Annotated in this window: 19 protein-coding genes, 1 tRNA gene and 1 riboswitch; of the genes, 12 read left to right on the top strand and 8 right to left on the bottom strand. The window is 64.3% G+C overall.

The window, feature by feature from the left end:
* Nucleotides 1-53 precede the first annotated feature (53 nt).
* Complete coding sequence (locus IVA81_RS18780; protein ID WP_247320732.1) at nt 54-569, top strand: L,D-transpeptidase; 516 nt, start codon at nt 54-56, stop codon at nt 567-569.
* Nucleotides 570-624: 55 nt separating this feature from the next.
* Here IVA81_RS18780 and IVA81_RS18775 read toward each other — a convergent pair whose 3' ends face one another.
* On the bottom strand, nt 625-1,212 hold the full coding sequence (locus IVA81_RS18775; protein ID WP_247320730.1) for a thermonuclease family protein: 588 nt from the start codon (nt 1,210-1,212) through the stop codon (nt 625-627).
* A gap of 43 nt (nt 1,213-1,255) precedes the next feature.
* Nucleotides 1,256-1,456, bottom strand: a complete 201-nt coding sequence (locus IVA81_RS18770) for a DUF1674 domain-containing protein (protein ID WP_247320728.1) — start codon at nt 1,454-1,456, stop codon at nt 1,256-1,258.
* A 190-nt stretch (nt 1,457-1,646) separates the two neighbouring features.
* Between IVA81_RS18770 and IVA81_RS18765 the strand changes: the two genes are divergently transcribed.
* The 3 genes from IVA81_RS18765 to purH all read left to right on the top strand — a co-directional run bounded on the left by IVA81_RS18765 (nt 1,647) and on the right by purH (nt 6,627).
* Complete coding sequence (locus tag IVA81_RS18765) at nt 1,647-2,993, top strand: transcription antitermination factor NusB (protein ID WP_247320727.1); 1,347 nt, start codon at nt 1,647-1,649, stop codon at nt 2,991-2,993.
* Nucleotides 2,994-3,150: 157 nt separating this feature from the next.
* The gene (locus tag IVA81_RS18760) at nt 3,151-4,869 is read left to right on the top strand and encodes a heparinase II/III family protein (RefSeq protein ID WP_247320725.1); all 1,719 of its coding nucleotides are present in this window, start codon (nt 3,151-3,153) and stop codon (nt 4,867-4,869) included.
* A 59-nt stretch (nt 4,870-4,928) separates the two neighbouring features.
* Nucleotides 4,929-5,010: riboswitch (ZMP/ZTP riboswitch) on the top strand.
* A 24-nt stretch (nt 5,011-5,034) separates the two neighbouring features.
* Nucleotides 5,035-6,627 (top strand): bifunctional phosphoribosylaminoimidazolecarboxamide formyltransferase/IMP cyclohydrolase, encoded by a 1,593-nt coding sequence (gene purH / locus IVA81_RS18755; protein ID WP_247320723.1) that lies wholly within the window; start codon nt 5,035-5,037, stop codon nt 6,625-6,627.
* 142 nt (nt 6,628-6,769) lie between these two features.
* On the opposite strand, the gene IVA81_RS18750 is transcribed toward purH, so the two are convergent.
* Nucleotides 6,770-8,155: an MFS transporter gene (locus IVA81_RS18750; RefSeq protein WP_247320721.1), complete on the bottom strand. Its 1,386-nt coding sequence runs from the start codon at nt 8,153-8,155 to the stop codon at nt 6,770-6,772.
* Nucleotides 8,156-8,256: 101 nt separating this feature from the next.
* On the opposite strand from IVA81_RS18750, the gene ggt reads away from it, so the two are divergent.
* A complete protein-coding gene (gene ggt / locus IVA81_RS18745; RefSeq protein WP_247320719.1) occupies nt 8,257-10,008 on the top strand; it encodes a gamma-glutamyltransferase in 1,752 nt (583 codons plus the stop codon).
* A 227-nt stretch (nt 10,009-10,235) separates the two neighbouring features.
* Here the strand turns inward: ggt and IVA81_RS18740 are convergent, their stop codons facing one another.
* The gene (locus IVA81_RS18740) at nt 10,236-10,901 is read right to left on the bottom strand and encodes a glutathione S-transferase (RefSeq protein WP_247320717.1); all 666 of its coding nucleotides are present in this window, start codon (nt 10,899-10,901) and stop codon (nt 10,236-10,238) included.
* 176 nt (nt 10,902-11,077) lie between these two features.
* On the opposite strand from IVA81_RS18740, the gene IVA81_RS18735 reads away from it, so the two are divergent.
* The 4 genes from IVA81_RS18735 (at nt 11,078) to panE (ending at nt 14,830) form a co-directional block, all read left to right on the top strand.
* Nucleotides 11,078-11,659, top strand: a complete 582-nt coding sequence (locus IVA81_RS18735) for a DUF2239 family protein (protein ID WP_247320715.1) — start codon at nt 11,078-11,080, stop codon at nt 11,657-11,659.
* Nucleotides 11,660-11,735: 76 nt separating this feature from the next.
* Entirely contained in the window at nt 11,736-13,100 is a 1,365-nt protein-coding gene (locus tag IVA81_RS18730; protein WP_247320713.1) for an MATE family efflux transporter, read from the top strand.
* 89 nt (nt 13,101-13,189) lie between these two features.
* Nucleotides 13,190-13,798: a 2-hydroxychromene-2-carboxylate isomerase gene (locus IVA81_RS18725; RefSeq protein WP_247320711.1), complete on the top strand. Its 609-nt coding sequence runs from the start codon at nt 13,190-13,192 to the stop codon at nt 13,796-13,798.
* 108 nt (nt 13,799-13,906) lie between these two features.
* Entirely contained in the window at nt 13,907-14,830 is a 924-nt protein-coding gene (panE, locus tag IVA81_RS18720) for a 2-dehydropantoate 2-reductase (protein WP_247320709.1), read from the top strand.
* A gap of 31 nt (nt 14,831-14,861) precedes the next feature.
* Here panE and IVA81_RS18715 read toward each other — a convergent pair whose 3' ends face one another.
* The 3 genes from IVA81_RS18715 to IVA81_RS18705 form a co-directional block, all read right to left on the bottom strand.
* Nucleotides 14,862-15,455: a c-type cytochrome gene (locus tag IVA81_RS18715; RefSeq protein WP_247320707.1), complete on the bottom strand. Its 594-nt coding sequence runs from the start codon at nt 15,453-15,455 to the stop codon at nt 14,862-14,864.
* A gap of 208 nt (nt 15,456-15,663) precedes the next feature.
* Entirely contained in the window at nt 15,664-16,932 is a 1,269-nt protein-coding gene (locus tag IVA81_RS18710) for a PQQ-dependent sugar dehydrogenase (protein WP_247320705.1), read from the bottom strand.
* A 374-nt stretch (nt 16,933-17,306) separates the two neighbouring features.
* Nucleotides 17,307-18,293 carry an NAD(P)-dependent oxidoreductase gene (locus IVA81_RS18705; protein ID WP_247320703.1) on the bottom strand — a complete coding sequence of 329 codons (987 nt, stop codon included), beginning with the start codon at nt 18,291-18,293 and terminating at the stop codon, nt 17,307-17,309.
* A 119-nt stretch (nt 18,294-18,412) separates the two neighbouring features.
* Between IVA81_RS18705 and IVA81_RS18700 the strand changes: the two genes are divergently transcribed.
* Together IVA81_RS18700 and IVA81_RS18695 are read left to right on the top strand one after the other, a co-directional pair.
* Nucleotides 18,413-18,673: a hypothetical protein gene (locus IVA81_RS18700; RefSeq protein ID WP_247320688.1), complete on the top strand. Its 261-nt coding sequence runs from the start codon at nt 18,413-18,415 to the stop codon at nt 18,671-18,673.
* 3 nt (nt 18,674-18,676) lie between these two features.
* Complete coding sequence (locus IVA81_RS18695; RefSeq protein WP_247320686.1) at nt 18,677-19,327, top strand: nucleotidyl transferase AbiEii/AbiGii toxin family protein; 651 nt, start codon at nt 18,677-18,679, stop codon at nt 19,325-19,327.
* A gap of 142 nt (nt 19,328-19,469) precedes the next feature.
* Here IVA81_RS18695 and IVA81_RS18690 read toward each other — a convergent pair.
* Nucleotides 19,470-19,544, bottom strand: a tRNA-Gly gene (locus tag IVA81_RS18690).
* 275 nt (nt 19,545-19,819) lie between these two features.
* Between IVA81_RS18690 and trxA the strand changes: the two genes are divergently transcribed.
* On the top strand, nt 19,820-20,743 hold the full coding sequence (trxA, locus tag IVA81_RS18685) for a thioredoxin (protein ID WP_247320684.1): 924 nt from the start codon (nt 19,820-19,822) through the stop codon (nt 20,741-20,743).
* Nucleotides 20,744-20,750 lie beyond the last annotated feature (7 nt).

Genomic DNA, 20,750 nt, shown 5'->3' with positions numbered 1-20,750 from the left:
TTGCCGGGTTCTGCGTAATTTTGGACGATGCGTTTGAGGTAAAGGGAAAATCGATGTCGATGAGGATTGCGGTGGCGATGGCTGCCACCATCGGGGCGGGGGTCTTGATGTCGACGGCGGCAGAGGCGCGGCCGGAGATGGTGGGGGCGCACTTGGCCGACTATTCGCCGGGCACCATCGTGGTCAAAACCGGCGAGCGGCGGCTCTATCTCATCCTCGATAACGGCCACGCCGTGCGCTATCCGGTCGGCGTCGGCAAGTCCGGCAAGCAGTGGGCCGGCACCACGCGCATCGACGGGAAGTATCGAAATCCGGCCTGGTCGCCGCCGGCAGAGGTGAAGCGCGACAAGCCGAGCATTCCGGACGTCATTCCCGGCGGCTCGCCGCGCAACCCGATGGGCGTCGCGGCGATGACGCTGGCCGGCGGCGAATACGCCATCCACGGCACCAACGTGCCGGGTTCGATCGGCGGCTTCGTCTCCTATGGCTGCATCCGCATGCTCAACGACGACATCACCGATCTCTATAGCCGCGTCTCCGTCGGCACGACGGTGGTCGTGACGCGCTGATCGCCGGGATCGAGCAAGACAAGAAGGGGCCGCGTCTTGGGACGCGGCCTTTTTGTTACCAGAAGCGCCAGCTGCGTGTGCACCAGCCGCCGCGATGGCCGCCATTGTAGCTCCGCGCAAAACCGCCCGCGAGCAACGCCGCCGAAACGTTCGCGGTCCGCCGGGTCGCGACGTCGGCGAGAACGCGGCCGTATTTGTCGGGGCCGAGATTGGTGATGGTCACGCCGCCCTGGCCGAGCAGATCGCGCAATGCGCGGGCCGCCGCTTCCGCTTTGTCCGACTCCTCCTGGCAGGATGCTTTCAATTCCGGCGCATCGATGCCGCGCAGCCGAACGCGCACGACGAGATCGCGGCCGTCGCGCTGACGAGCACGCGCAAGGAAAGTGTCGCCGTCGATGGTGCGAATGACATCGACCGGCTCGCGAACATCGGGATGACCCGCCTGCTGGAGAACGATCTCGGCATCCCGCGTGCGGTCGCCATCGGTGTGCGGAACAAGCCAGTCCATTCCATGACGGAAGGTGAAGACGACAGCCAGCACGACGCCGACCACGAACATCCACGGCAACAATCCGGAGAAGTGCCGACCGAACGGCGAGCCGCTGTATGACGTCCGATAGGGATGGCTGGGGTCGCGCGACATCGCGCAACGCTATGGCTGAGTCGGCCGAGCCCGCAAGAGCGACTCAGAAGTCGGAAGCAATGCCCTTGCGCTCCCAGTCGCCGTAACGGGTGGGCTCAGGTCCCTTTGGTCCCTGCAATTCCTTGGGCGCAGCCTCAGCAAGCGCGGCCGACGCAGCCTGCCGGCGCGCCTCGGCTTCGGCGAGCGCGCGCTGGGCGGCCGGCGTGAGCTGCTTGCGGTCGGGAACGGGAGGCTGGTCACTCATCGCTGGGCTTTCTAGCGCAGGACGAGCCGCAACGCGACGTCCAATAACGCATTTCTGAAATCAGCCCCGGAAGGGCTGAAAAAGCCGAAAGCGATTCTTACATTTGGCATATTCGCGTGCCAGAGATTGGGTTCTCAAGGCATGCGCCCACTGCGGCGGAACTGCCGCTCGCTCAGAACCTTGCTTTCGCATGCCATCTCAACGTTTCGCCCCTCCGTCCGAAGTGCCTGGTCTTGCGGCGCGACGGATTGCCGCCGACATCGTCGACGGCGTGCTGCACAAGCACCGCACGCTTGACGATCAACTCGACGGCAGCGGCGCCCATCCCGGACTGAAGACGCTGGCCGACCGCGACCGCGCGCTGATGCGACGCCTGGTCGCCACCGTGCTGCGCCGGCTGGGCACGCTTGGCCACGTGCTGTCCCGCCTGCTCGACAAGGGCATTCCCTCCGAGGCGCCACGCGCGCAGAGCGCGCTGCTGATCGGCGCGGCGCAGATTCTCTGGATGGACGTGCCGGATCACGCCGCCGTCGACCTCTCCGTTCGCCTGGTGCAATCCGACCGGCGCGCTGCGCGCTATGCCGGCCTCGTCAATGCCGTGCTGCGCCGCTGCGCGCGCGAGGGCACGGCGCTGGTCGAGGAGGTCACCACCCAATCGTTGGACCTGCCGCCATGGCTGCTCGCGCGCTGGAGCGCGCATTATGGCGAGGCGACCGCACGAGACATGGCGCTGGCGCTCGGCCACGAGCCCTCGCTCGATCTCACCGTGAAGTCGGATGCCGCGCAATGGGCGAGCCGCCTGCATGGCGAGACGCTGCCGACCGGGACGGTGCGGATGCTGCTGCACGGCTCGGTGACCATGCTGCCCGGCTTCGCCGAGGGACAATGGTGGGTGCAGGATGCCGCCGCCGCGCTGCCCGCCCGGCTGTTCGGCGACATCAAGGGCAAATCCATCGCCGATCTCTGCGCCGCCCCGGGCGGCAAGACCGCGCAGCTGGCGCTATCAGGCGCGCATGTCACGGCGATCGACCGCTCGCCGGCCCGGGTGGCGCGGCTGCGCGAAAACCTGGCGCGGCTGTCGCTCCAGGCCGAAACTGTCGTCGCTGACGCCGTGGAATGGGCCGGCCCCACCGAGGGCTTCGACGGTATTTTGATCGATGCGCCCTGCACCTCGACCGGCACGATCCGCCGTCATCCCGATGTGGCCTGGCTGCGGCAGGAAACCGATGTCACCGCCATGACCGCGCTTCAGCAGCGGCTGCTGCGAAAATCGGTGTCGTTGCTCAAGCCGGGCGGGACGCTGGTCTACTGCACCTGCTCGCTGGAACCCGAAGAAGGCGAGCAGGCCGTGGCGACGCTGCTGGCCGCAGAGCCTGCGCTTCGCCGCGTCCCGATCGAGGCGTCGGAGGTCGCGGGCCTCGACGAGATCATCACCGCCGAAGGCGATCTGCGCACTTTGCCCAGCCATCTGCCGAACGCCGATCCCAAGCTCGGCGGGCTCGACGGATTTTTCGCAGCCCGGCTCGTTAAATCCTGATTTTGCACTGGATTTTGCGACCCCGACGCTGATTCTCACACGTTCAAGGTGGTGTCAGACGGCCGATTTTGGGATTAATAGGGATTCGTCGGAATCCTCTCCCCCTTCAAGGCAAGGCGTGTCGGTCGCTCAACGCAGACGTATCTCGACGCTGGTCATGAACCGCTTCGCGCGGAACATGCTCGCGCGCGCGAGCGGCGGTTCCGTTGCGCTGTCGCGGGTCTGGCCCGGCCGCACCGACCGACTGATCATCGCGCCGCACGACCTGCGCACGGCGGATGCGACTCGCGCCGCCGAAATCTATGCCGGCCGTTTCGTCTTTGCCGGCAAGATCGTCAATTGCCACGGCCGCTCGATCTTCGATCTCGAGCCGCCGTCGGAGGACTGGGAGGTTGCGCTGCTCGGCTTCGGTTGGCTGCGCCATTTGCGCGCCGCCGACACTGCACTGACAAGGGCGAATGCGCGCGCGCTGATCGAAGACTGGATCGCAAACCCCGCCAACAAGCGTCGCCCGGTCGCGCGCCGCGCCGACGTGCTGGCGCGGCGCGTGATCTCGCTGCTGTCGCAGGCGCCGCTGGTGCTCAACGAGACCGACAACAAATTCTACCGCCGCTATCTGCGCGCCTTGGCCCGCGAGATCCGCTTCCTGCGCTACACCATGGTCAACATTCCGGACGGGGTGCCGAAACTCCAGGTGCTGATCGCGCTGTGCTATGCGGCCTTGTGCCTCGCCAACCAGGCGAGCCACATCCGCAACGCCTCGAAAAAACTCTCCGACGAATTGCAGAGGCAGATCCTGCCCGACGGCGGACACATCTCCCGCAACCCCGGCGCGCTGATCGAACTCTTGATCGACCTGCTGCCGCTGCGGCAGACCTTTGCCGCGCGCAACATCGCGCCACCGCCGGCACTGCTCAACGCGATCGACCGCATGATGCCGATGCTGCGTTTCTTTCGGCATGGCGACGGAAATTTCGCGCTGTTCAACGGCATGAGCGCGACATCTTCGGACCTGCTCGCCACGCTGCTCGCCTATGACGACACCCACGGCGTGCCGATGGCGAACATGCCGCATACCGGCTTTCAGCGCCTCGATGCCGGCCAGACCACTGTGATCATCGACACCGGCCCGCCGCCACCTGCCGGCGTCAGTCACGACGCCCATGCCGGCTGTCTGTCGTTCGAACTGTCCTCCGGCATCAGCCGCATCGTCACCAATTGCGGCATGCCGACCACGGGCCGCGACAATTGGCGGCCGTTCGCACGCGGCACGGCGGCGCATTCGACACTGACCTATCACGACGCCTCGTCATGCCAGTTCGTTGAGATGTCGGCGATGAAGCGGCTCCTGCACGGCTCGCCGGTCACCAGCGGGCCCGTCGAAGTCGAGAGCTACCGCGAGATCGTGCAGAACGGCACGCTGCTCACGACCTCGCATGACGGCTATCTCGGCAAATTCGGCGCGATCCACCGCCGCGTGCTGATGATCGCCAATGACGGCGCGCGCATCGACGGCGAGGACACGCTGTCGCCGCCGCAGGGCGGTCGCTTCAAGGGTGCGGATGCCGATTTCGCGCTGCGCTTCCATCTGCATCCGGCGGTGAAGGCGAGCCGGCTGTCGGATGCGCGCGGCGTCATGCTGGTGCTGCCGAACCGCGACGTCTGGACCTTCGAGGCGCTCGACGACAAGGTCGACCTCGAGGACAGCGTGTTCCTGGCCGGCAATGACGGCCCGCGCCGCACCGCTCAGATCGTGATCCGGCAGGACGCGCGGCAGGCGCCCTCGATCCGCTGGAGCTTTGTGCGTTCCACCGCCTCCCCGGCCGTCACCAATGCCCGAAGAAATGCGCGGCGGGAGCCGGAACTACCGCTGTAGACGCGCGTATTTCAGCTCAATCCGATCGTTGTGAAGCCGGCTGAAAACTGCTATCGAGCCCTCGCTCGCGCGACTGGCGACCTTGGATGGAGCACCATCGGGAAGCGCGGGACATAGACGCCGCGCGCCTGGGCATAGACACTCCCTTAGCAGAGGATCTTGCTCATGACTGACCATCCCCGCCGCGTCACCCGCGCCCTGCTTTCCGTTTCCGACAAGACCGGCCTGATCGAGTTCGCCAAGGCGCTTGCTGCGCATGATGTCGAGCTGGTCTCGACCGGCGGCACCGCGAAAGCGATCGCCGCGGCCGGTCTCAAGGTGAAAGACGTTTCCGACCTCACCGGCTTCCCCGAGATGATGGACGGCCGTGTCAAGACGCTGCATCCGAAGGTGCATGGCGGCCTGCTCGCGATCCGCGACAATAAGGAGCACACGGACGCGATGAAGGCACACGGCATCGCGCCGATCGACCTCCTCGTCGTCAATCTCTATCCGTTCGAGGCGACCGTCGACAAAGGCGCCGGCTTCGAGGATTGCATCGAGAACATCGACATCGGCGGCCCCGCGATGATCCGCGCCGCCGCCAAGAACCATGACGACGTCGCTGTCGTGGTCGAGGCCGAGGACTACAAGGCTGTGCTCGACGAGCTCGCCGCCAACAAGGGCGCGACCACGCTGAAACTGCGCCGGCGGCTTGCCGCGAAGGCCTATGCGCGCACCGGCGCTTACGATGCCGCGATCTCGAACTGGTTCAACCGCCAGCTCGAGATCGACGCGCCCGACTTCCGCGCCTTCGGCGGCCGTCTGATCCAGTCGCTGCGCTATGGCGAGAACCCGCACCAGACCGCGGCGTTTTACGCGACGCCGGACAAGCGCCCGGGCGTCTCGACCGCGCGCCAGCTCCAGGGCAAGGAGCTCTCCTACAACAACATCAACGACACCGACGCGGCCTATGAGTGCATCGGCGAGTTCGACGCCAAGCGCACCGCGGCCTGCGTCATCGTCAAGCACGCCAATCCCTGCGGCGTGGCGGAAGGCTCCGACCTCGTCAGCGCCTATCGCAAGGCGCTCGCCTGCGATTCCACCTCGGCGTTCGGCGGAATCATCGCGATGAACCGCGCGCTCGACGCCGATACCGCGCGCGAGATCACAAAAATCTTCACCGAGGTGATCATCGCGCCCGATGCCAGCGAGGAGGCGATTGCCATCATCGGCGGCAAGAAGAACCTGCGCCTGCTGCTCGCCGGCAGCCTGCCCGATCCACGCGCGCCGGGCCTCACCGCCAAGACGGTCGCCGGCGGCCTGCTGGTACAGAGCCGCGACAATGCCGTGGTCGACGATATGACCTTCAAGGTCGTGACCAAGCGTGCGCCGACCGAAGCCGAGATGCGCGACCTGAAATTTGCGTTCCGCGTGGCGAAGCACGTCAAGTCCAACACCATCATCTACGCCAAGGATCTCGCCACCGTCGGCATCGGCGCGGGCCAGATGAGCCGGGTGGATTCAGCGCGGATCGCGGCGCGCAAGGCCCAGGATGCGGCGAGCGAGCTGAAGCTCGCCGAGCCGCTCACCAAAGGCTCAGTGGTGGCTTCGGATGCATTCTTCCCGTTCGCCGACGGCATGCTCGCCTGCATCGAGGCCGGCGCCACCGCTGTAGTGCAGCCGGGCGGCTCCATGCGCGACGACGAGGTGATCAAGGCCGCCGACGAGCACGGCATCGCCATGGTGTTCACGGGCACGCGGCACTTCAGGCACTGAGCCTTGCCGTCATTCCGGGCGCGCGAAGCGCGAGCTATGGTGCGCAATTGCGCACCTGAGAATCTATCGTGCAGCGTGCCATGCGGAGAAATGGATTCCGGGCTCGCGCCAAGTGGCGCGCCCCGGAATGACGGTGGGGATGCTACTCCCGCACCCGCATCAACAGCCCCAGCCCCGTGACGAAGAACACCACCAGCACCGCCATGCCGGCTTTCTGGCTCGCGGTCACCGCGGTGATCATGCCGATCAGAAGCGGTCCGATGAAGGACGTCACCTTCCCGGTCAGTGCGAACAGGCCGAAATACTGGGCGATGCGGTCTTTCGGTGCGAGGCGGATCAGCAGCGTGCGTGAGGCCGCCTGGAGTGGACCACCGGCCGCGCCGATGAGGCAGCCCAGCACCAGATAGGCGCGCTCGGCCGCGCTCGAGAACAAGGGAGCGCCGGCTTGCGGCGGCGCGACCTTGACGAACAACACGCTGTCCTTGTCGACCAGCAGGATCGCCGCCACCGACAGCAACAGGATCAGCAGGCTGCCGGCGATCACGCGCCGCGGTCCGAGACGATCATCGAATTTGCCGCCAAGCCAGGCGCCGAATGCGCCGGCAATGGCGAGCATGATGCCAAAGGTGCCGATCTGGATCGTGTGCCAGCCGAAGGTGCCCGCGGCATAGATGCCGCCGAAGGCGAACAGCGACACCAGACCGTCGGTGTAGATCATGTTGGCGAGCAGGAAGGCCGCGAGCGACTGCTGCTTCGGCAGACTTTTGATCGATTGCTTCAGCTCCCACAGTCCTTCGTGCAACGCCTCGCGCAGCGGGCGCTTCGCCGGATAGTCGGGCGTGAACAGGAACAGTGGCGTCACGAAGATCACGAACCACAGCCCGGTCAGCGGCCCGACGATGCGATCGCCCTGATGGGTGACCGGATCGAGCCCGAATAGCGGCGAAAGACCCAGCAATGTGCGGCCGGTCTCGGGATTGGCGGCGAGGAGGCCGAGCACGATGATCAGGCTGACGATGCCCCCGACGTAGCCGGTCGCCCAGCCGGTGCCGGAAAGCCGTCCGATCCGCTCCGGCGGCACCAGCGTCGGCATCATCGCATTGTTGAAGAGCGTGGCGAATTCCGCGCCGACGCTGGCGAGCGCCACCGCGGTGAGCAGCGGTGGAATGACCGAGGGATCGCCGGGCTTGCCGATCCACAGCGTGCAGGATGCCAGCACCAGCAAGGTGCCGAACCCTGCGATCCAGGGCTTCCTGCGGCCGGACGCATCCGCGATGGCCCCGAGCACCGGCGACAACAGCGCGATGGCGAGACCCGCGGCCGCCATCGCAAATCCCCACAGTGATTGGCCGGTCGCGGGATTCGGCGCGATGTTGGTGGCGAAATAGGGCGCGAACACGAAGGTCGTGATCAGCGTGAAATAGGGCTGCGCGGCCCAATCGAAGAAGATCCAGCTGACAACGGCGGCGCGCGGCGGATAGGTCCGCGGCACGCCGGCCAAGCGCGCATCCGGGGCGATCGTCGTCATCACGCGGTCCTCATCACGAACAGTTTTGCCTCTCTTGGGGCAAACCGTATAGCATTGCAGTGACGGGTGTGAACTGGCCCGACGGCACGACGGAAATTTTGATGATGTCCTCATATTCGACACGGCGGACATTTTTGACCGTCATTGCCACGCTGGCGCTGGGCCTTGTGCCCGCGACGGCCCAGGATGCACGGCGGGGCTATGTCCCACCCGCCCGCGACACCGTGCGCGCTGTCGCCGCCGAACACGGCATGGTGGTCGCGCAGGAGAAGATATCTGCGCAAATCGGTGCCGACATCCTGCGGCGCGGTGGCAATGCGGTCGATGCCGCGGTCGCGACCGGCTTTGCGATGGCCGTCACCTATCCGCGGGCCGGCAATATCGGCGGCGGCGGTTTTATGGTGATCCATTCCGCCGACCGCAACGAAGACATCACGATTGATTACCGCGAGACGGCGCCAGCGGCGACCACGCCACAAATATTCCTCGGACCCGATGGCAAGCCGGACGTAGCGAAATCACGGGATTCCGCGCTTGGCATTGGCGTGCCCGGCACCGTCGCAGGTCTCGCTCTCGCATTGGAAAAATACGGCTCGGGCCAGTTCACGCTGGCGCAATTGCTCGAGCCTGCGATTGTGCTCGCCCGCGATGGCTTCATCGTCAGCGACGACATGGCCGACACGCTGCCGGGCTGGCACCGTCGGCTGGCACGCTGGCCATCCTCGGCCAAAATCTTCTCGCGGCCGGATGGCACACCGATCAGTGAAGGCGACAGGCTGGTGCAGGGCGATCTCGCTGAAACGCTGTCAGCCGTCGCTGCACGGGGGCCAAGCGGCTTCTATGAGGGGCCGGTCGCGGAAAAGCTCACCAAGGCCGTGGCTGACGCCGGCGGCATCATGACGCCGGCCGACCTGAAATCCTATCAGGCGGTGATCCGCGCGCCGGTGCGCGGCACCTATCGCGGCTACGACATCGTGTCGATGCCGCTGCCCTCGTCCGGTGGCGTGGTGCTGGTGGAGACCCTCAACATTCTCGAAGGCTTTCAGCTCGCCGATTTGAAGCAGGGTTCGCCGGCGTCGCTGCATTTTTTGATCGAAGCCATGAAGCGCGCCTATGCGGACCGCGCGCGCTATCTCGGCGATCCCGCCTTCGTCAACGCACCGATCGAGACGCTGACGGCCAAGGACTACGCCGCCAAGCTGCGCGCGGGTATCTCCGCCGATCGTGCCACGCCGTCGAAGGAGCTGGCTTCGGCGGTCCCCTCACGGCGCGAGGGCAGCAACACCACGCATTTCTCCGTCGTCGACGGCCGCGGCAACGCCGTCAGCAACACCTATACGCTGAACTTCAGTTATGGCGTCGGCCTCGTCGCCGACGGCACGGGCGTGCTGCTCAACAACGAACTCGACGACTTCACCGCAGCGATCGGCGCTTCCAATGCCTATGGCCTGGTCGGCTTCGAGGCCAATCTGCCCGGACCGGGCAAGCGGCCGCTGTCGTCGATGTCACCGACCATCGTGCTGAGGGACGGCAAGCCGGTGCTGGTGACGGGCTCGCCCGGCGGCAGCCGCATCATCTCGACGGTGCTGCAGGTGATCGTGAACGTCCTCGACTACAAGATGGACGTCGCTGCCGCCGTTGCGACGCCGCGGCTGCATCATCAATGGTTGCCGGACGAAGTGCGTGTCGAGAGCGGCTTTCCCAATGACGTTCTGGGCGAGCTGAAGGCAATGGGCCATCTCGTCGTCGAGCCGATGGGGCAGACGTCGGCCAATTCGATCCTCGTGACTCCGAACGGGCCGCTCGGCGCGCCCGATCTGCGCACGCGCGGCGCGGAGGCCGCGGGGCAGTAGGCAGGTCATTTGCATGGCACGGGAGCGTGGGCGCACCAGCTCCAGCACCACGCGTGCTGCCAAAGCGCAGCTTTCAAGAAACTGCCGGGGAAACGCACGTGACGACCGATCCGAACCAGCGTATCGAACGCGCCGTCATGCCGGGGCACGCGAAGCGCGAACTATGGTGCGCAATTGCGTATCGGAGGTTCGGTGCTGTGCACCGCCCGGAATGAGGGGAGAGAGGCTTACCGCCCCACTTGATACGGCCCGCCCTTTTCCAGCGCTCTGGCGTAAGCCGGCCGCGCGTGGATGCGCTCCAGGAATGCCATCGCTTTGGGATGGCCCTGCTCGAGCCCGCCGCGCGCTTGCGCCGCTTCCAGCGGAAAGCTCATCTGGATGTCGGCTGCGGTAAACTCGTTGCCGGCGAACCACTCGCTCTTCGCAAGCTCGCCTTCCCAATAGTCCATGTGCTGCTTGAGCTGCGGGTTGACCAGCGTGGTCAGCGCCGTGTTCGAGACCTTGCGCACCAGCGGACGCAGCAACGCGGGAGCGCGCTTCGGCATCAGCGTGAACAGGAGCTTCAGCAGCAACGGCTGCATCGCGGACCCTTCCGCATAATGCAGCCAATAGGTGAAGCGCAGCCGCTCCGGCGTGTTCGGCGGCGGAATCAGCCTGCCGTTGCCGTAGGTTGCGATGAGATATTCGATGATCGCGCCTGACTCGGCGATGGTATTGCCGTTGTCGGTGATGACGGGCGATTTGCCGAGCGGATGAATAGCGCGCAGTTCCTTCGGCGCGCGCATATCCGCCTGGCGCTGATAGCGCACGATCTCGTAGGGCACGCCCAACTCTTCGAGCAGCCACAGCACGCGCTGCGAGCGGGAATTGTTGAGGTGGTGAACGGTCAGCATCGGCGAGGTCCCCAAGGCTAGGCGTGGTGGCTAGGCGTGGTCGTCGGCCGCGTACCTGCCAGCCTGGGAACGCAATGTCGAGCCATCCGGTCAGCTATTTTCACCCGGGTATATTGACGTTCTAAATATACCCGGGTATTAAACCACCCAGCATCGTCAATTTGGCAATGATTCCAATGCAGAAGATTTTCACCGCTTTCCAGGGCCAGCATCGCCTGGTGTCCGGGCCGGCAGGAGAGGTCGCGCTAATCGTCAAGCGGATGGCGCCACGGCCGGACGAGCCCATCATCATCTTCGAGGACGGCACGGGCCGATCGATCGACTTCGATCTGCGCGGCGGAGATCGCGAGGTGCTGGCGCGGTTGACGAAGCTCGTCCCGCCCCCGGTTGAGGAGAGCACGCCACCGAGCGAGCCGCGCGGACGCGGCCGGCCGAAGCTCGGCGTGGTCGCACGCGAGGTGACGTTGCTGCCGCGGCATTGGGAATGGCTCGGTGCGCAGCCAGGCGGCGCCTCGGTCGCGCTGCGCAAGCTCGTCGACGAGGCGAGACGCGCGAGTGGCGACAAGGACCGCGAGCGGCAGGCGCGCGAGGCGGCCTATCACTTCATGTCGACCATGGCGGGCAACCTGCCGCAGTTCGAGGAAGCTTCGCGGGCGCTGTTCGTGGATGACCGGCGGCGCTTCACCGGACTGATCGCCGACTGGCCGACCGATATCCGCGACCACATCGTCAAGCTCGCCTACAGCGACCGCGCTTAAACCGCGCGGCACTTTCGCTCAACTCCATCGACGGCCGAGCCGCGCACCTTGCGCGGCAACGGCTTCGCACGCCCTGATGAAAGACACATCCATGCCCGCCACCAAGCCGCTCTGGACCGGTTTTCTGCGCTTCCTCGCCCCCCTGATGCTGAGCAACGCGCTGCAATCGCTGTTCGGCACCGTCAGCAACGTCTATCTTGGCCAGATGCTCGGCGTCGACGCGCTGGCGGCCGTCTCGGTGTTCTTTCCGGTGATGTTCTTTCTGTTCGCCTTCGTCATGGGCCTCAGCACCGGCGCGACCGTGCTGATCGGTCAGGCCTTTGGCGCGCGCGAGCACGACAAGATCAGAAGCGTCGCGGGTACGACGCTTGCGATCGGCCTTCTGCTCTCCATTTCGGTTGCGCTGATCGGCGGGCTCTTCAGCCGTCAACTGATGATGGCGCTCGCGACGCCCGCAGACATTCTCGCGCCTGCCAGCGCCTATGCGCGGATCATGCTGCTCACCATGCCGCTCGGCTTCGTCTTCCTGCTGATGACGGCGATGGTCCGCGGCGTCGGCGATGCGCTGACGCCGCTGCTGGCGCTGGCATTGTCGACCGCGATCGGCCTGACCCTGACGCCGATGTTGATCCGCGGCTCGTTCGGATTGCCGGCGGCCGGCATCACCAGTCCGGCATGGGCGGCTGCGATCTCGAACGCGGTCACGTTGATCGCGCTGGCGCTCTATCTGCTGCGGAAGAAGCACGCGCTCGCACCGGACGCGGCGCTGCTGCGTCACCTGCGTCTCAACGGCACCATGCTCAGAAAGATTCTCGGCATCGGCTTGCCGAGCGCAATCGGCATGGTGGTGATGGCGATCGCGGAGCTGGTCCTGCTCGGCCTCGTCAACGGCTTTGGGTCGGACGCCACTGCGGCCTATGGCGCCGTCAACCAGGTGATGGGCTACACGCAGTTCACGGCCATCTCGATTTCGATCGCGGTCTCGATCCTCGGCGCGCAGGCGGTCGGCAGCGGCGACAGAGCCCGGCTCGACGGCATCGTGCGGATCGGGCTCGCTCTCAACTTCGTCCTGACCGGCGGGCTCGTGGCGCTGATCTATCTCGCGCCGCGCGCCATCCTCGGCATCTTCATCACCGACGTCGCCGTGCTCGATCTGGCGAAAGGCCTGCTCGACATCGCCCTGTGGAGCTCCGTGCCGTTCGGCCTGGCCACGGTGTTCTCCGGAGCCATGCGCGCGGCCGGCGTCGCGTTGACGCCGATGCTGCTCTCGATCGTCGCGATTGTCGCGATCGAGCTGCCTGCCGCGGTGATCCTGAGCCGCACGATCGGCCTTGCGGGCGTATGGGCCGCTTATCCCATCGTGTTCTGCGCCATGTTCGTTTTGCAGATGGGCTATTACTTCCTGGTGTGGCGCAAGCGAGCGATCCGGCGTCAGGTCTGACCGTCTATGTATTACGATCGTCATTAAACGGTGGACCTGTGGCGTATGCTACGCCACAATGCGCGAAAGAGAAGTCAGGGAGACCGAATTTGACCCGCACCGCCCCGCAATTCCTGTTCGATTTCGGCAGCCCGAACGCCTATCTCAGCCATTTGGCGATTCCGGCGATCGAGCAGCGTGTCGGCGTCAAGTTCGAATACGTCCCGATCCTGCTCGGCGGCATCTTCAAATCGACCAACAACAAATCGCCGGCCGAGACCCTCGCCGGCATCAAGAACAAGCGCGAATTTCACGCGGTCGAGACCGAGCGCTTCATCAAGCGCTTCAAGGTCCAGCCTTACGTCATGAATCCGTTTTTCCCGGTCAACACGCTGAACCTGATGCGCACGGCAATCGCCGCGCAGCTCGAGGGTGTGTTCGAGCCCTATGTCGAGGCCGCCTTCCACCACATGTGGCGCGAGCCGAAGAAGATGGACGATCCTGAAGTCGCGGCGAAGGCGCTGGCGTCCTCCGGCCTTGATGCGCAAAAGCTGTTCGCCCGCGCCGGGGAACCCGAAGTGAAGGGCAAGCTGATCAAGAACACCGAGGACGCTGTGGCCCGCGGCGCGTTCGGCTCGCCGACCTTCTTCGTCGGCACCGAGATGTTCTTCGGCAAGGAGCAGCTGCGTGAGGTCGAGGAAATGGTGCTGGGAAAGTAGTCCCTTCGTTCGCGACAGAATGTGATCGCGGCGGCATTCTGGATTGCTTCGCTTCGCTCGTAATGACGACTATAGATGGACCGCCAAAGCAACGAAAAGGAATATCGCATGCGTATCCTCGTGGTCGGCGCCGGCGCCATCGGCGGCTATTTTGGTGGCAGGCTGTTGCAAGCCGGCCGCGACGTCACCTTCCTGGTCCGGCCACGCCGCGCCAGCGAACTCGCGAGCGCCGGCCTCGTCATCAAGAGTCCGAATGGCGATGTGACTTTGCAAAATCCGCCGACCGTTCAGGCCGACACGCTCAAGGACAAATTCGACGTCGTGCTGCTCAGCTGCAAGGCGTTCGACCTCGACGACGCCATCAAATCGTTTGCCGCGGCGGTCGGGCCTGATACGGCGATCATCCCGATGCTCAACGGCATGAAGCATCTCGACACGCTCGACCAGAAATTCGGCAAGGAGCGCGTGCTCGGCGGCCTCTGCGCCATCGCCGCGACCTTGAACGACAAGCGCGAGGTGGTGCAGCTGCAGCCGATGCAGTCGATCAATTACGGCGAGCGCGACGGCAAGCTGTCGGATCGCATCAAGGCGATCGACGAGGCCTTCAAGAGCGGCATCAATGGCGCCACCGCCAGCCAGAACATCATGCAGGACATGTGGGAGAAGTGGGTGTTCCTTTCTTCGCTCGCGGCGTCAACAAGCCTGATGCGCACCTCCGTCGGCAACATTCTTGCCGCCCCCGGTGGCAGGGATTTCCTGCTCGGCATGCTGGATGAGACCAGCGCGATCGCCGCCGCGTCGGGCTATACGCCGGGCGGGCCGTTCTTCGAGCGCGTCAAGGGTCTGCTCACCACCGAGGGGTCACCGATGACTGCCTCGATGTTCCGCGACATCAAGGCGGGCCTGCCGGTCGAGGCCGATCACGTCATCGGTGATCTCATCGCGCGCGCTGACGCTGCCAAGGTGCCGGTGCCGAAGCTACGCATCGCCTACACGCATTTGAAGGCGTATGAGAAGCAGCGGGTGGGGTAGGCGCCTCACACACCGCCGTAACAGCTCAGCCCTATTTCAGATGCGCGAGATAGTGCGAGACGGCCGTGATTTCCTCGTCGCTCATATGATAGGCGACATCGGCCATCGCGGCGACGCCACCGCCGACGCGCTGGCCCGCCTTGTAGTCGTGCAGCGCCTTGACCAGATATTCCTCGCGCTGGCCGGCCAGTCGCGCAACTCCCTTGGTGCCGGCGAAGCTATCGGTATGGCATGAGGCGCAGCGGCGCCCGGCGGCAACTTGCGCACCCTTCTTCGACAGGTCCGGATCCCCGTCTTCCGGTCCCTTCGGCGGCGTCATTTGCGAGAAATAGGCGCCGAAATTGCGGATGTCCTCGTTGGTGATCTCCTCGACGATCGGCTGCATCTGGTCGTTCTTGCGCGAGCCTGCGCGGAAGAACACGAGCTGCCACTGGGTGAACTGATCGGGCTGACCGGCGAGCGAGGGGACGTTCTCCGTCTGCGAAATGCCGTTCTCGCCGTGACACCCGGAACAGACCGAAGCCTTCTCCTTGATCGCGGAATTGTCGGCAGCGCCTGCCGGAAGGGCTCCGAGCCCCAGGAGCGCAATCGTGCTGATTGCGTACGAGATGAACTGCCGACGCATGATTGGGATTCCGATCTATCCAGCCCGTCATTCCGGGGCGTGCCGAGCACGAGCTACGATGCGCAATTGCGCATCTGAGAATCCATAACCACGATCCAGGGTTATGGGTTCCGGACTTGCGCTGGCGCGCAATCCGGAACGACGCGTTGGCTTTGAAATGAAAGAGGCTGCGTCGGTCGCCCGCTCGCAGCCTCTTCGTTAAGTGGCGCTACTTCTTGCTGTAGCTGATGCGGTAGATCGCGCCGGCCCAGTCGTCGGCGACGAGGATCGAGCCGTCCTTGTCGAGCAGGATGTCGTTGGGACGGCCGAGATAGCCTTGGTCACCCTCGAGCCAGCCGGAGGCGAACACCTCCTGCTTGGCGTTCTTGCCGTCGGGCCCGGCGATCACCCGCATGATGCGCGCGCCCTGGTACTTGTGACGATTCCAGGAGCCGTGCTCGGCGATCAGGATGTTATTCTTGTACTCGGCCGGGAATTGGTTGCCGGTGTAGAACTTCATGCCGAGCGGAGCGACATGCGCGCCGAGATTCAGCACCGGCGGCGTGAACTCGGAGCACTTGTGGCCCATGGCGAACTTGTCGTCCGGCAGGTTGCCCTGGTGGCAGTAGGGATAGCCGAAATGCTCGCCGATCCTGTTGATCATGTTCAGCTTGTCTGAGGGCAGATCATCGCTGATCCAGTCGCGGGCATTCTCGGTGAACCAGAGCTTGCCGGTGCGCGGATCGACGTCGCCGCCGACGGAGTTGCGAACGCCGAGCGCCCAGATTTCGGCGTTGCCGGTCTTGGGATCGACGCGCCGGATCTGCGACACGCTGGTCGGCGGAACGCCGATGTTGAAGGGAGGTCCGAACGGGAGGAAGAACCAGCCTTCCTTGTCGACCGCGATGTATTTCCAGCCATGCGCGGCATAGGATGGCATGTCGTCATAGACGACCTTGCCGTCGCCGAGCTTGTCGAGATTGGCCTCGGCATTGTCGTAGCGGATCAGCTTGTCGACGGCGATGACGTAGAGCGCGCCGTCCCTAAAGGCGAGACCGGTGGGCATGTTCAGGCCCTTGAGGACCGTCTTGACCTCCTTCTTTCCGTTGTTGTCCTTGATGGCATAGACGTTGCCGAGGCCGAACGAGCCGACGAACAGCGTGCCCTTGTCACCCCAGGCCATCTGCCGCGCGGCCAGCACGCCCGAGGCATAGACCTCGATCTTGAACCCCGCCGGCAGCTTGATCTTCTTGACGATGTTGGCGAGCTCAGCATCGGACGCGCCGGTCGGCGGGCCCGAAGGCGGCGCGAGACCCTTCTGCGCCTCGGTCTCGTCGCCGAGGAACCAGTCATCCGGCGGATGGGTCCAGAACTCCTTGGTACCGGATTCGTATTTCTTCAGCGGCTTGCTTTTGTCTTGCGCATAGCCCGCGCTGGTCCCCGCAAGAAGGGCCACGGCTGCAAGCGCCAACACGGATCGATGGAACATCGATGTCATCGCGTCACTCCCCTAAGGCAGCCGTCAGGGCTGCGATTTATTCTATTTTGCTAGTCGAGAGGCGAAGTTTGGGGTCTGCCGAGAAGCAGACGCAAAAAGGCTAGCACATCTGCGAGCGCTGAGAAGGGCATCGCGTGCGCAGCGGTTGCGCTGCGCAAAAATTGAGACGGAATGTCAACGAGGGCAAACGCGGCGGCGCTCTCGCTGCAACGCGGAATCAAAACGGCGGGCGCCTCATTTGCGGGCAGGCACGAGGAGCGGGCACCACAAAACGCGAAAACAACCCCATGCAAAGTAGAACGGCACAAGCCGCGCTGCTTGCGGTGACGCCGGACAGGCATTTGACCTGTCGAGCAAATTAGCAAACGCGGCGCTCAACCGGCGACGGGGTAAGGTCCGTCGTCAAACACCGCGTCATGATAGCCTTTCGAGCCGACCTCGCGGGCCAGCGGGCTGCGGAAATCGCGGCCATCGCGAACGCAGCTCAGCACATGCCCGAAGTCGAATTCAGGCCGCCAGCCGAGCTCACGCCGCGCGCGCTCGTTGACATAGACCCGGTCGATCTCGGAGAAGAGCCGCCAGCCGCGCGCCGCATAGAGCCGCGCGCAATCCGGATAGAGCTCGCGCACGACACCGGCCGCATCGCGCGCCAGCGCCGCGAGATGACGCGGCTCGAACGGGCTTGTGGCGGAGACGATGTAGCGGCCAAACCCGATCTTCGGGGCGCGTTCGACGGCAAGCAGGTGGGCGCTCACCGCGTCCGCGATATCCAGCCGGCGATAGAGCAGCTCGTTGGCCTGTGCATTCTCTAGCGTGTGGGCCGAGCGCATCGCCTGATCGTCGTCGTCTTCAGGAAAGAAACGCGAGGTCCGCAAGACGACGACCGGCAGGGCGCGCTCGCGATAGAACAACTCGCACAGGGTCTCAGCCATCAGCTTGGTCGTGCCGTAGACGTTCTTCGGCACCGGCGACAAATCCTCGGTGACCCACACGGCCGCCTGTCCCGCCTCGGGGCGAAGCTGCGAGCCGAACGCGCTGGTGGTGCTGGTGAAGACGACGCTCGTCACGCCGGCGGCCACTGCCGCCTCGAGCAGATTGAGCGTGCCGGTGACGTTGGTATCGACGAAATCTTGCTTGGAGTGGGTCGCCACATGCGGCTTGTGCAGCGTCGCGGTGTGGATCACGGCACTGACGCCATCCATCTGGCGCCGCACGAAGCCGGGATCGACGATCGAGCCGACCGCGTCGGTGAAGGGCGATGGCTTCAGATCGACCCCGCGCGCGGGAGAGCAGCGCCCGCGCAGGGTGCGGAGAATGGCTTCACCGAGATGGCCGGCACTGCCGGTGACCAGAGTCAGCATTGAATCTGCCCATTAGACCGAACGGAAAAAGAACAAATTGACTACGAGAACCGTTGGGAGGAATGTGGATCCCTCCCAAGTCGATCCTATATTGACCGGGTATCCAGACAGTGACCCAGATGAAGAGTCCCCTCCTAGTTCTATCGACTGTGAATGCGCCGTATAGCAAAAAGCTAGACGCACAGGAGCTTGTCCGTTGTCTGCTGGACCCTTCTTCGGCGCAGGCGGCCTGCGGTCCCATGTCGTCGTTTTTTGGGGATGTCGAACCCGAACTGCAAATCGCGTTCGCTGAAACATACGGCATCAGCCACGATCAACTGGTTGCCGCAGCAAAGGCGTTTGCCGAATTTTCGGGACAATCCTTTCCGCTCGCGGCGTAACAAATGAGCGCTCAATCAGATTGGGCGCAACTTTTCCGCATTGCCTGTGCAATGATCCGGCAAGTCAACGCCGAACAGCAAATCATCGATCGTTGGACGTTCGGCGGCGGCACAGCGATGATGCTGCAAATCGATCATCGGATAAGCCACGATATCGATATATTTCTCCCGGATCCTCAAGTTCTTCCGTTCCTCGATCCCCAAAAGCGTGACTTCGATTTCGAGGTTGGGCCTGCTGATTACAGGGGAGATGGCGTACGGCTCCTAAAGCTCGGGTTCCAGTTTGGCGAGATCGATTTTATCGTCGCACCCTCACTAACTTCCTCGCCGACGACACAAGCTACAGTCGAAGGCGAAGTGGTGCTCCTAGAGACAATCCCGGAGATCATTGCGAAGAAAGTCTATTACCGGGGCGAGAGCATCGCGCCGCGCGACATATTTGACATTGCAGCCGGCAGCGAAAAACACTCGGAAACTATCATCAAGGAACTCGCCAGCTATCGCGATAGAGTCGCAAGCACGCTGTCTGCAATCAGCAAACTAAATCCTGACTTCGTGAGCGCAGTGATCAATCAGCTCTCAATCAAAGACCCATATACGCGGATCGCGAACGTGGCGCTGGAAAAGACCAAAGACCTTCTTCGCGCTGTATAGTCGGGACAATCGTCCTGAACTCCGGATTGGCGCCATTCCAGTCCTGGGGCTTCAAACAGCCCTGCACGACCCGCACCCAAATCGGTGCAGCGACTCGCCCCGGCGGGGTTAGCCAACTCGTTCTGGATGCTCTGGAAAAAATTGGAGCGGGCGAAGGGGCTCGAACCCTCGACCCCGACCTTGGCAAGGTCGTGCTCTACCACTGAGCTACACCCGCATCCTGTGTCGGTCGCGTGACGCGCCGGCAACGGCTGTCGTATGCCAAAAGCGGGAGGGGAATGCAACAGCTACCGGCGGCATCAATTCGCATTTGGAGGCCCCATATGGGCCCCTAATGCGACCAAATCACCCAAAAAGGCGCCGGAACTGCCGAATCGGTCGCGGTGGATTGAAATTCGGCCCAATCGGCCCAATTTAGGAGCCGACAGCGAAGCATAGGAAGCGGCGGCATGCTAAAGACCCGCCATTCCGGACATCAGACGAGGGGATCCCGTGACGATCATCGACCAGGGTAACGGAGCGGCGGGCCCGGCTGCGGCCGACCTGATCAAGGACACCACCACCCAGACCTTCGTGAAGGACGTCATCGAGGAATCGAAGCGCCAGCCGGTGCTGATCGATTTCTGGGCGGAGTGGTGCGGCCCGTGCAAGCAGCTCACTCCCTTGCTGGAAAAGGCGGTCAAGGCGGCCAAGGGCAAGGTCAAGCTGGTCAAGATGAACATCGACCAGCACCCCGCGATCCCCGGCCAGATGGGCATCCAGTCGATCCCGGCCGTGATCGCCTTCGTCAACGGCCAGCCTGCCGACGGTTTCATGGGCGCGGTGCCCGAGAGCCAGCTCAATGCCTTCATCGAAAAGCTGACCAAGGGCATGACCGCGCCGGGTGAGCCAAATATCGCTGAAATCCTGCAAGAGGCCGAGGCCGTGCTCGCCGAGGGTGACGCCGCAGCCGCCGCGCAGATCTATGCGGAGGTGCTTCAGCACGATTCGACCAACATCTCGGCGCTTGCCGGGCTCGCAAAATGCTACGCCGTCTCCGGCGCGATGGAGCAGGCCAAGCAGACGCTGGCCATGGTGCCGGAATCCAAGCGCAACGATCCCGCGGTGAAGGCCGTGCAGACCGCGATCGATCTCGCCGAGCAGGCCCAATCGCTCGGGCCGGTCGCGGAGCTGGAACAGAAAGTCGCCGCAAACCCGCTCGATCATCAGGCCCGATTCGACCTGGCGACCGCGCTCAATGCGCAGGGCGACCGCGCCGCGGCCACCGCGCAGCTGCTCGAGATCGTCAAGCGCGACCGCAAATGGAACGAGGACGGCGCCCGCAAGCAGCTGGTGCAGTTCTTCGAGGCCTGGGGCGGCACGGATGATGCAACCGTCGAGGGACGCAAGCGTTTGTCGACGATCCTGTTTTCGTAACGGCGTG

It is taken from the genome of Bradyrhizobium sp. 141, from assembly GCF_023074055.1.
Classification (GTDB): domain Bacteria; phylum Pseudomonadota; class Alphaproteobacteria; order Rhizobiales; family Xanthobacteraceae; genus Bradyrhizobium.
This window is presented reverse-complemented; position numbering and strand designations above follow the sequence as displayed.

Excerpts from the sequence above, each read along its gene's own strand:
- IVA81_RS18705 (WP_247320703.1), bottom strand. The coding sequence starts at position 18,293 with ATGCTGACTCTGGTCACCGGCAGTGCCGGCCATCTCGGTGAAGCCATT.
- IVA81_RS18765 (WP_247320727.1), top strand. The coding sequence starts at position 1,647 with ATGCCATCTCAACGTTTCGCCCCTCCGTCCGAAGTGCCTGGTCTTGCG.
- panE (WP_247320709.1), top strand. The coding sequence starts at position 13,907 with ATGCGTATCCTCGTGGTCGGCGCCGGCGCCATCGGCGGCTATTTTGGT.
- IVA81_RS18770 (WP_247320728.1), bottom strand. The coding sequence starts at position 1,456 with ATGAGTGACCAGCCTCCCGTTCCCGACCGCAAGCAGCTCACGCCGGCC.
- IVA81_RS18740 (WP_247320717.1), bottom strand. The coding sequence starts at position 10,901 with ATGCTGACCGTTCACCACCTCAACAATTCCCGCTCGCAGCGCGTGCTG.
- IVA81_RS18715 (WP_247320707.1), bottom strand. The coding sequence starts at position 15,455 with ATGCGTCGGCAGTTCATCTCGTACGCAATCAGCACGATTGCGCTCCTG.
- IVA81_RS18695 (WP_247320686.1), top strand. The coding sequence starts at position 18,677 with ATGAGCGCTCAATCAGATTGGGCGCAACTTTTCCGCATTGCCTGTGCA.
- IVA81_RS18735 (WP_247320715.1), top strand. The coding sequence starts at position 11,078 with ATGCAGAAGATTTTCACCGCTTTCCAGGGCCAGCATCGCCTGGTGTCC.
- IVA81_RS18775 (WP_247320730.1), bottom strand. The coding sequence starts at position 1,212 with ATGTCGCGCGACCCCAGCCATCCCTATCGGACGTCATACAGCGGCTCG.
- IVA81_RS18750 (WP_247320721.1), bottom strand. The coding sequence starts at position 8,155 with ATGACGACGATCGCCCCGGATGCGCGCTTGGCCGGCGTGCCGCGGACC.
- IVA81_RS18760 (WP_247320725.1), top strand. The coding sequence starts at position 3,151 with ATGAACCGCTTCGCGCGGAACATGCTCGCGCGCGCGAGCGGCGGTTCC.
- IVA81_RS18700 (WP_247320688.1), top strand. The coding sequence starts at position 18,413 with ATGAAGAGTCCCCTCCTAGTTCTATCGACTGTGAATGCGCCGTATAGC.
- IVA81_RS18780 (WP_247320732.1), top strand. The coding sequence starts at position 54 with ATGTCGATGAGGATTGCGGTGGCGATGGCTGCCACCATCGGGGCGGGG.
- purH (WP_247320723.1), top strand. The coding sequence starts at position 5,035 with ATGACTGACCATCCCCGCCGCGTCACCCGCGCCCTGCTTTCCGTTTCC.
- ggt (WP_247320719.1), top strand. The coding sequence starts at position 8,257 with ATGATGTCCTCATATTCGACACGGCGGACATTTTTGACCGTCATTGCC.
- IVA81_RS18710 (WP_247320705.1), bottom strand. The coding sequence starts at position 16,932 with ATGACATCGATGTTCCATCGATCCGTGTTGGCGCTTGCAGCCGTGGCC.
- IVA81_RS18730 (WP_247320713.1), top strand. The coding sequence starts at position 11,736 with ATGAAAGACACATCCATGCCCGCCACCAAGCCGCTCTGGACCGGTTTT.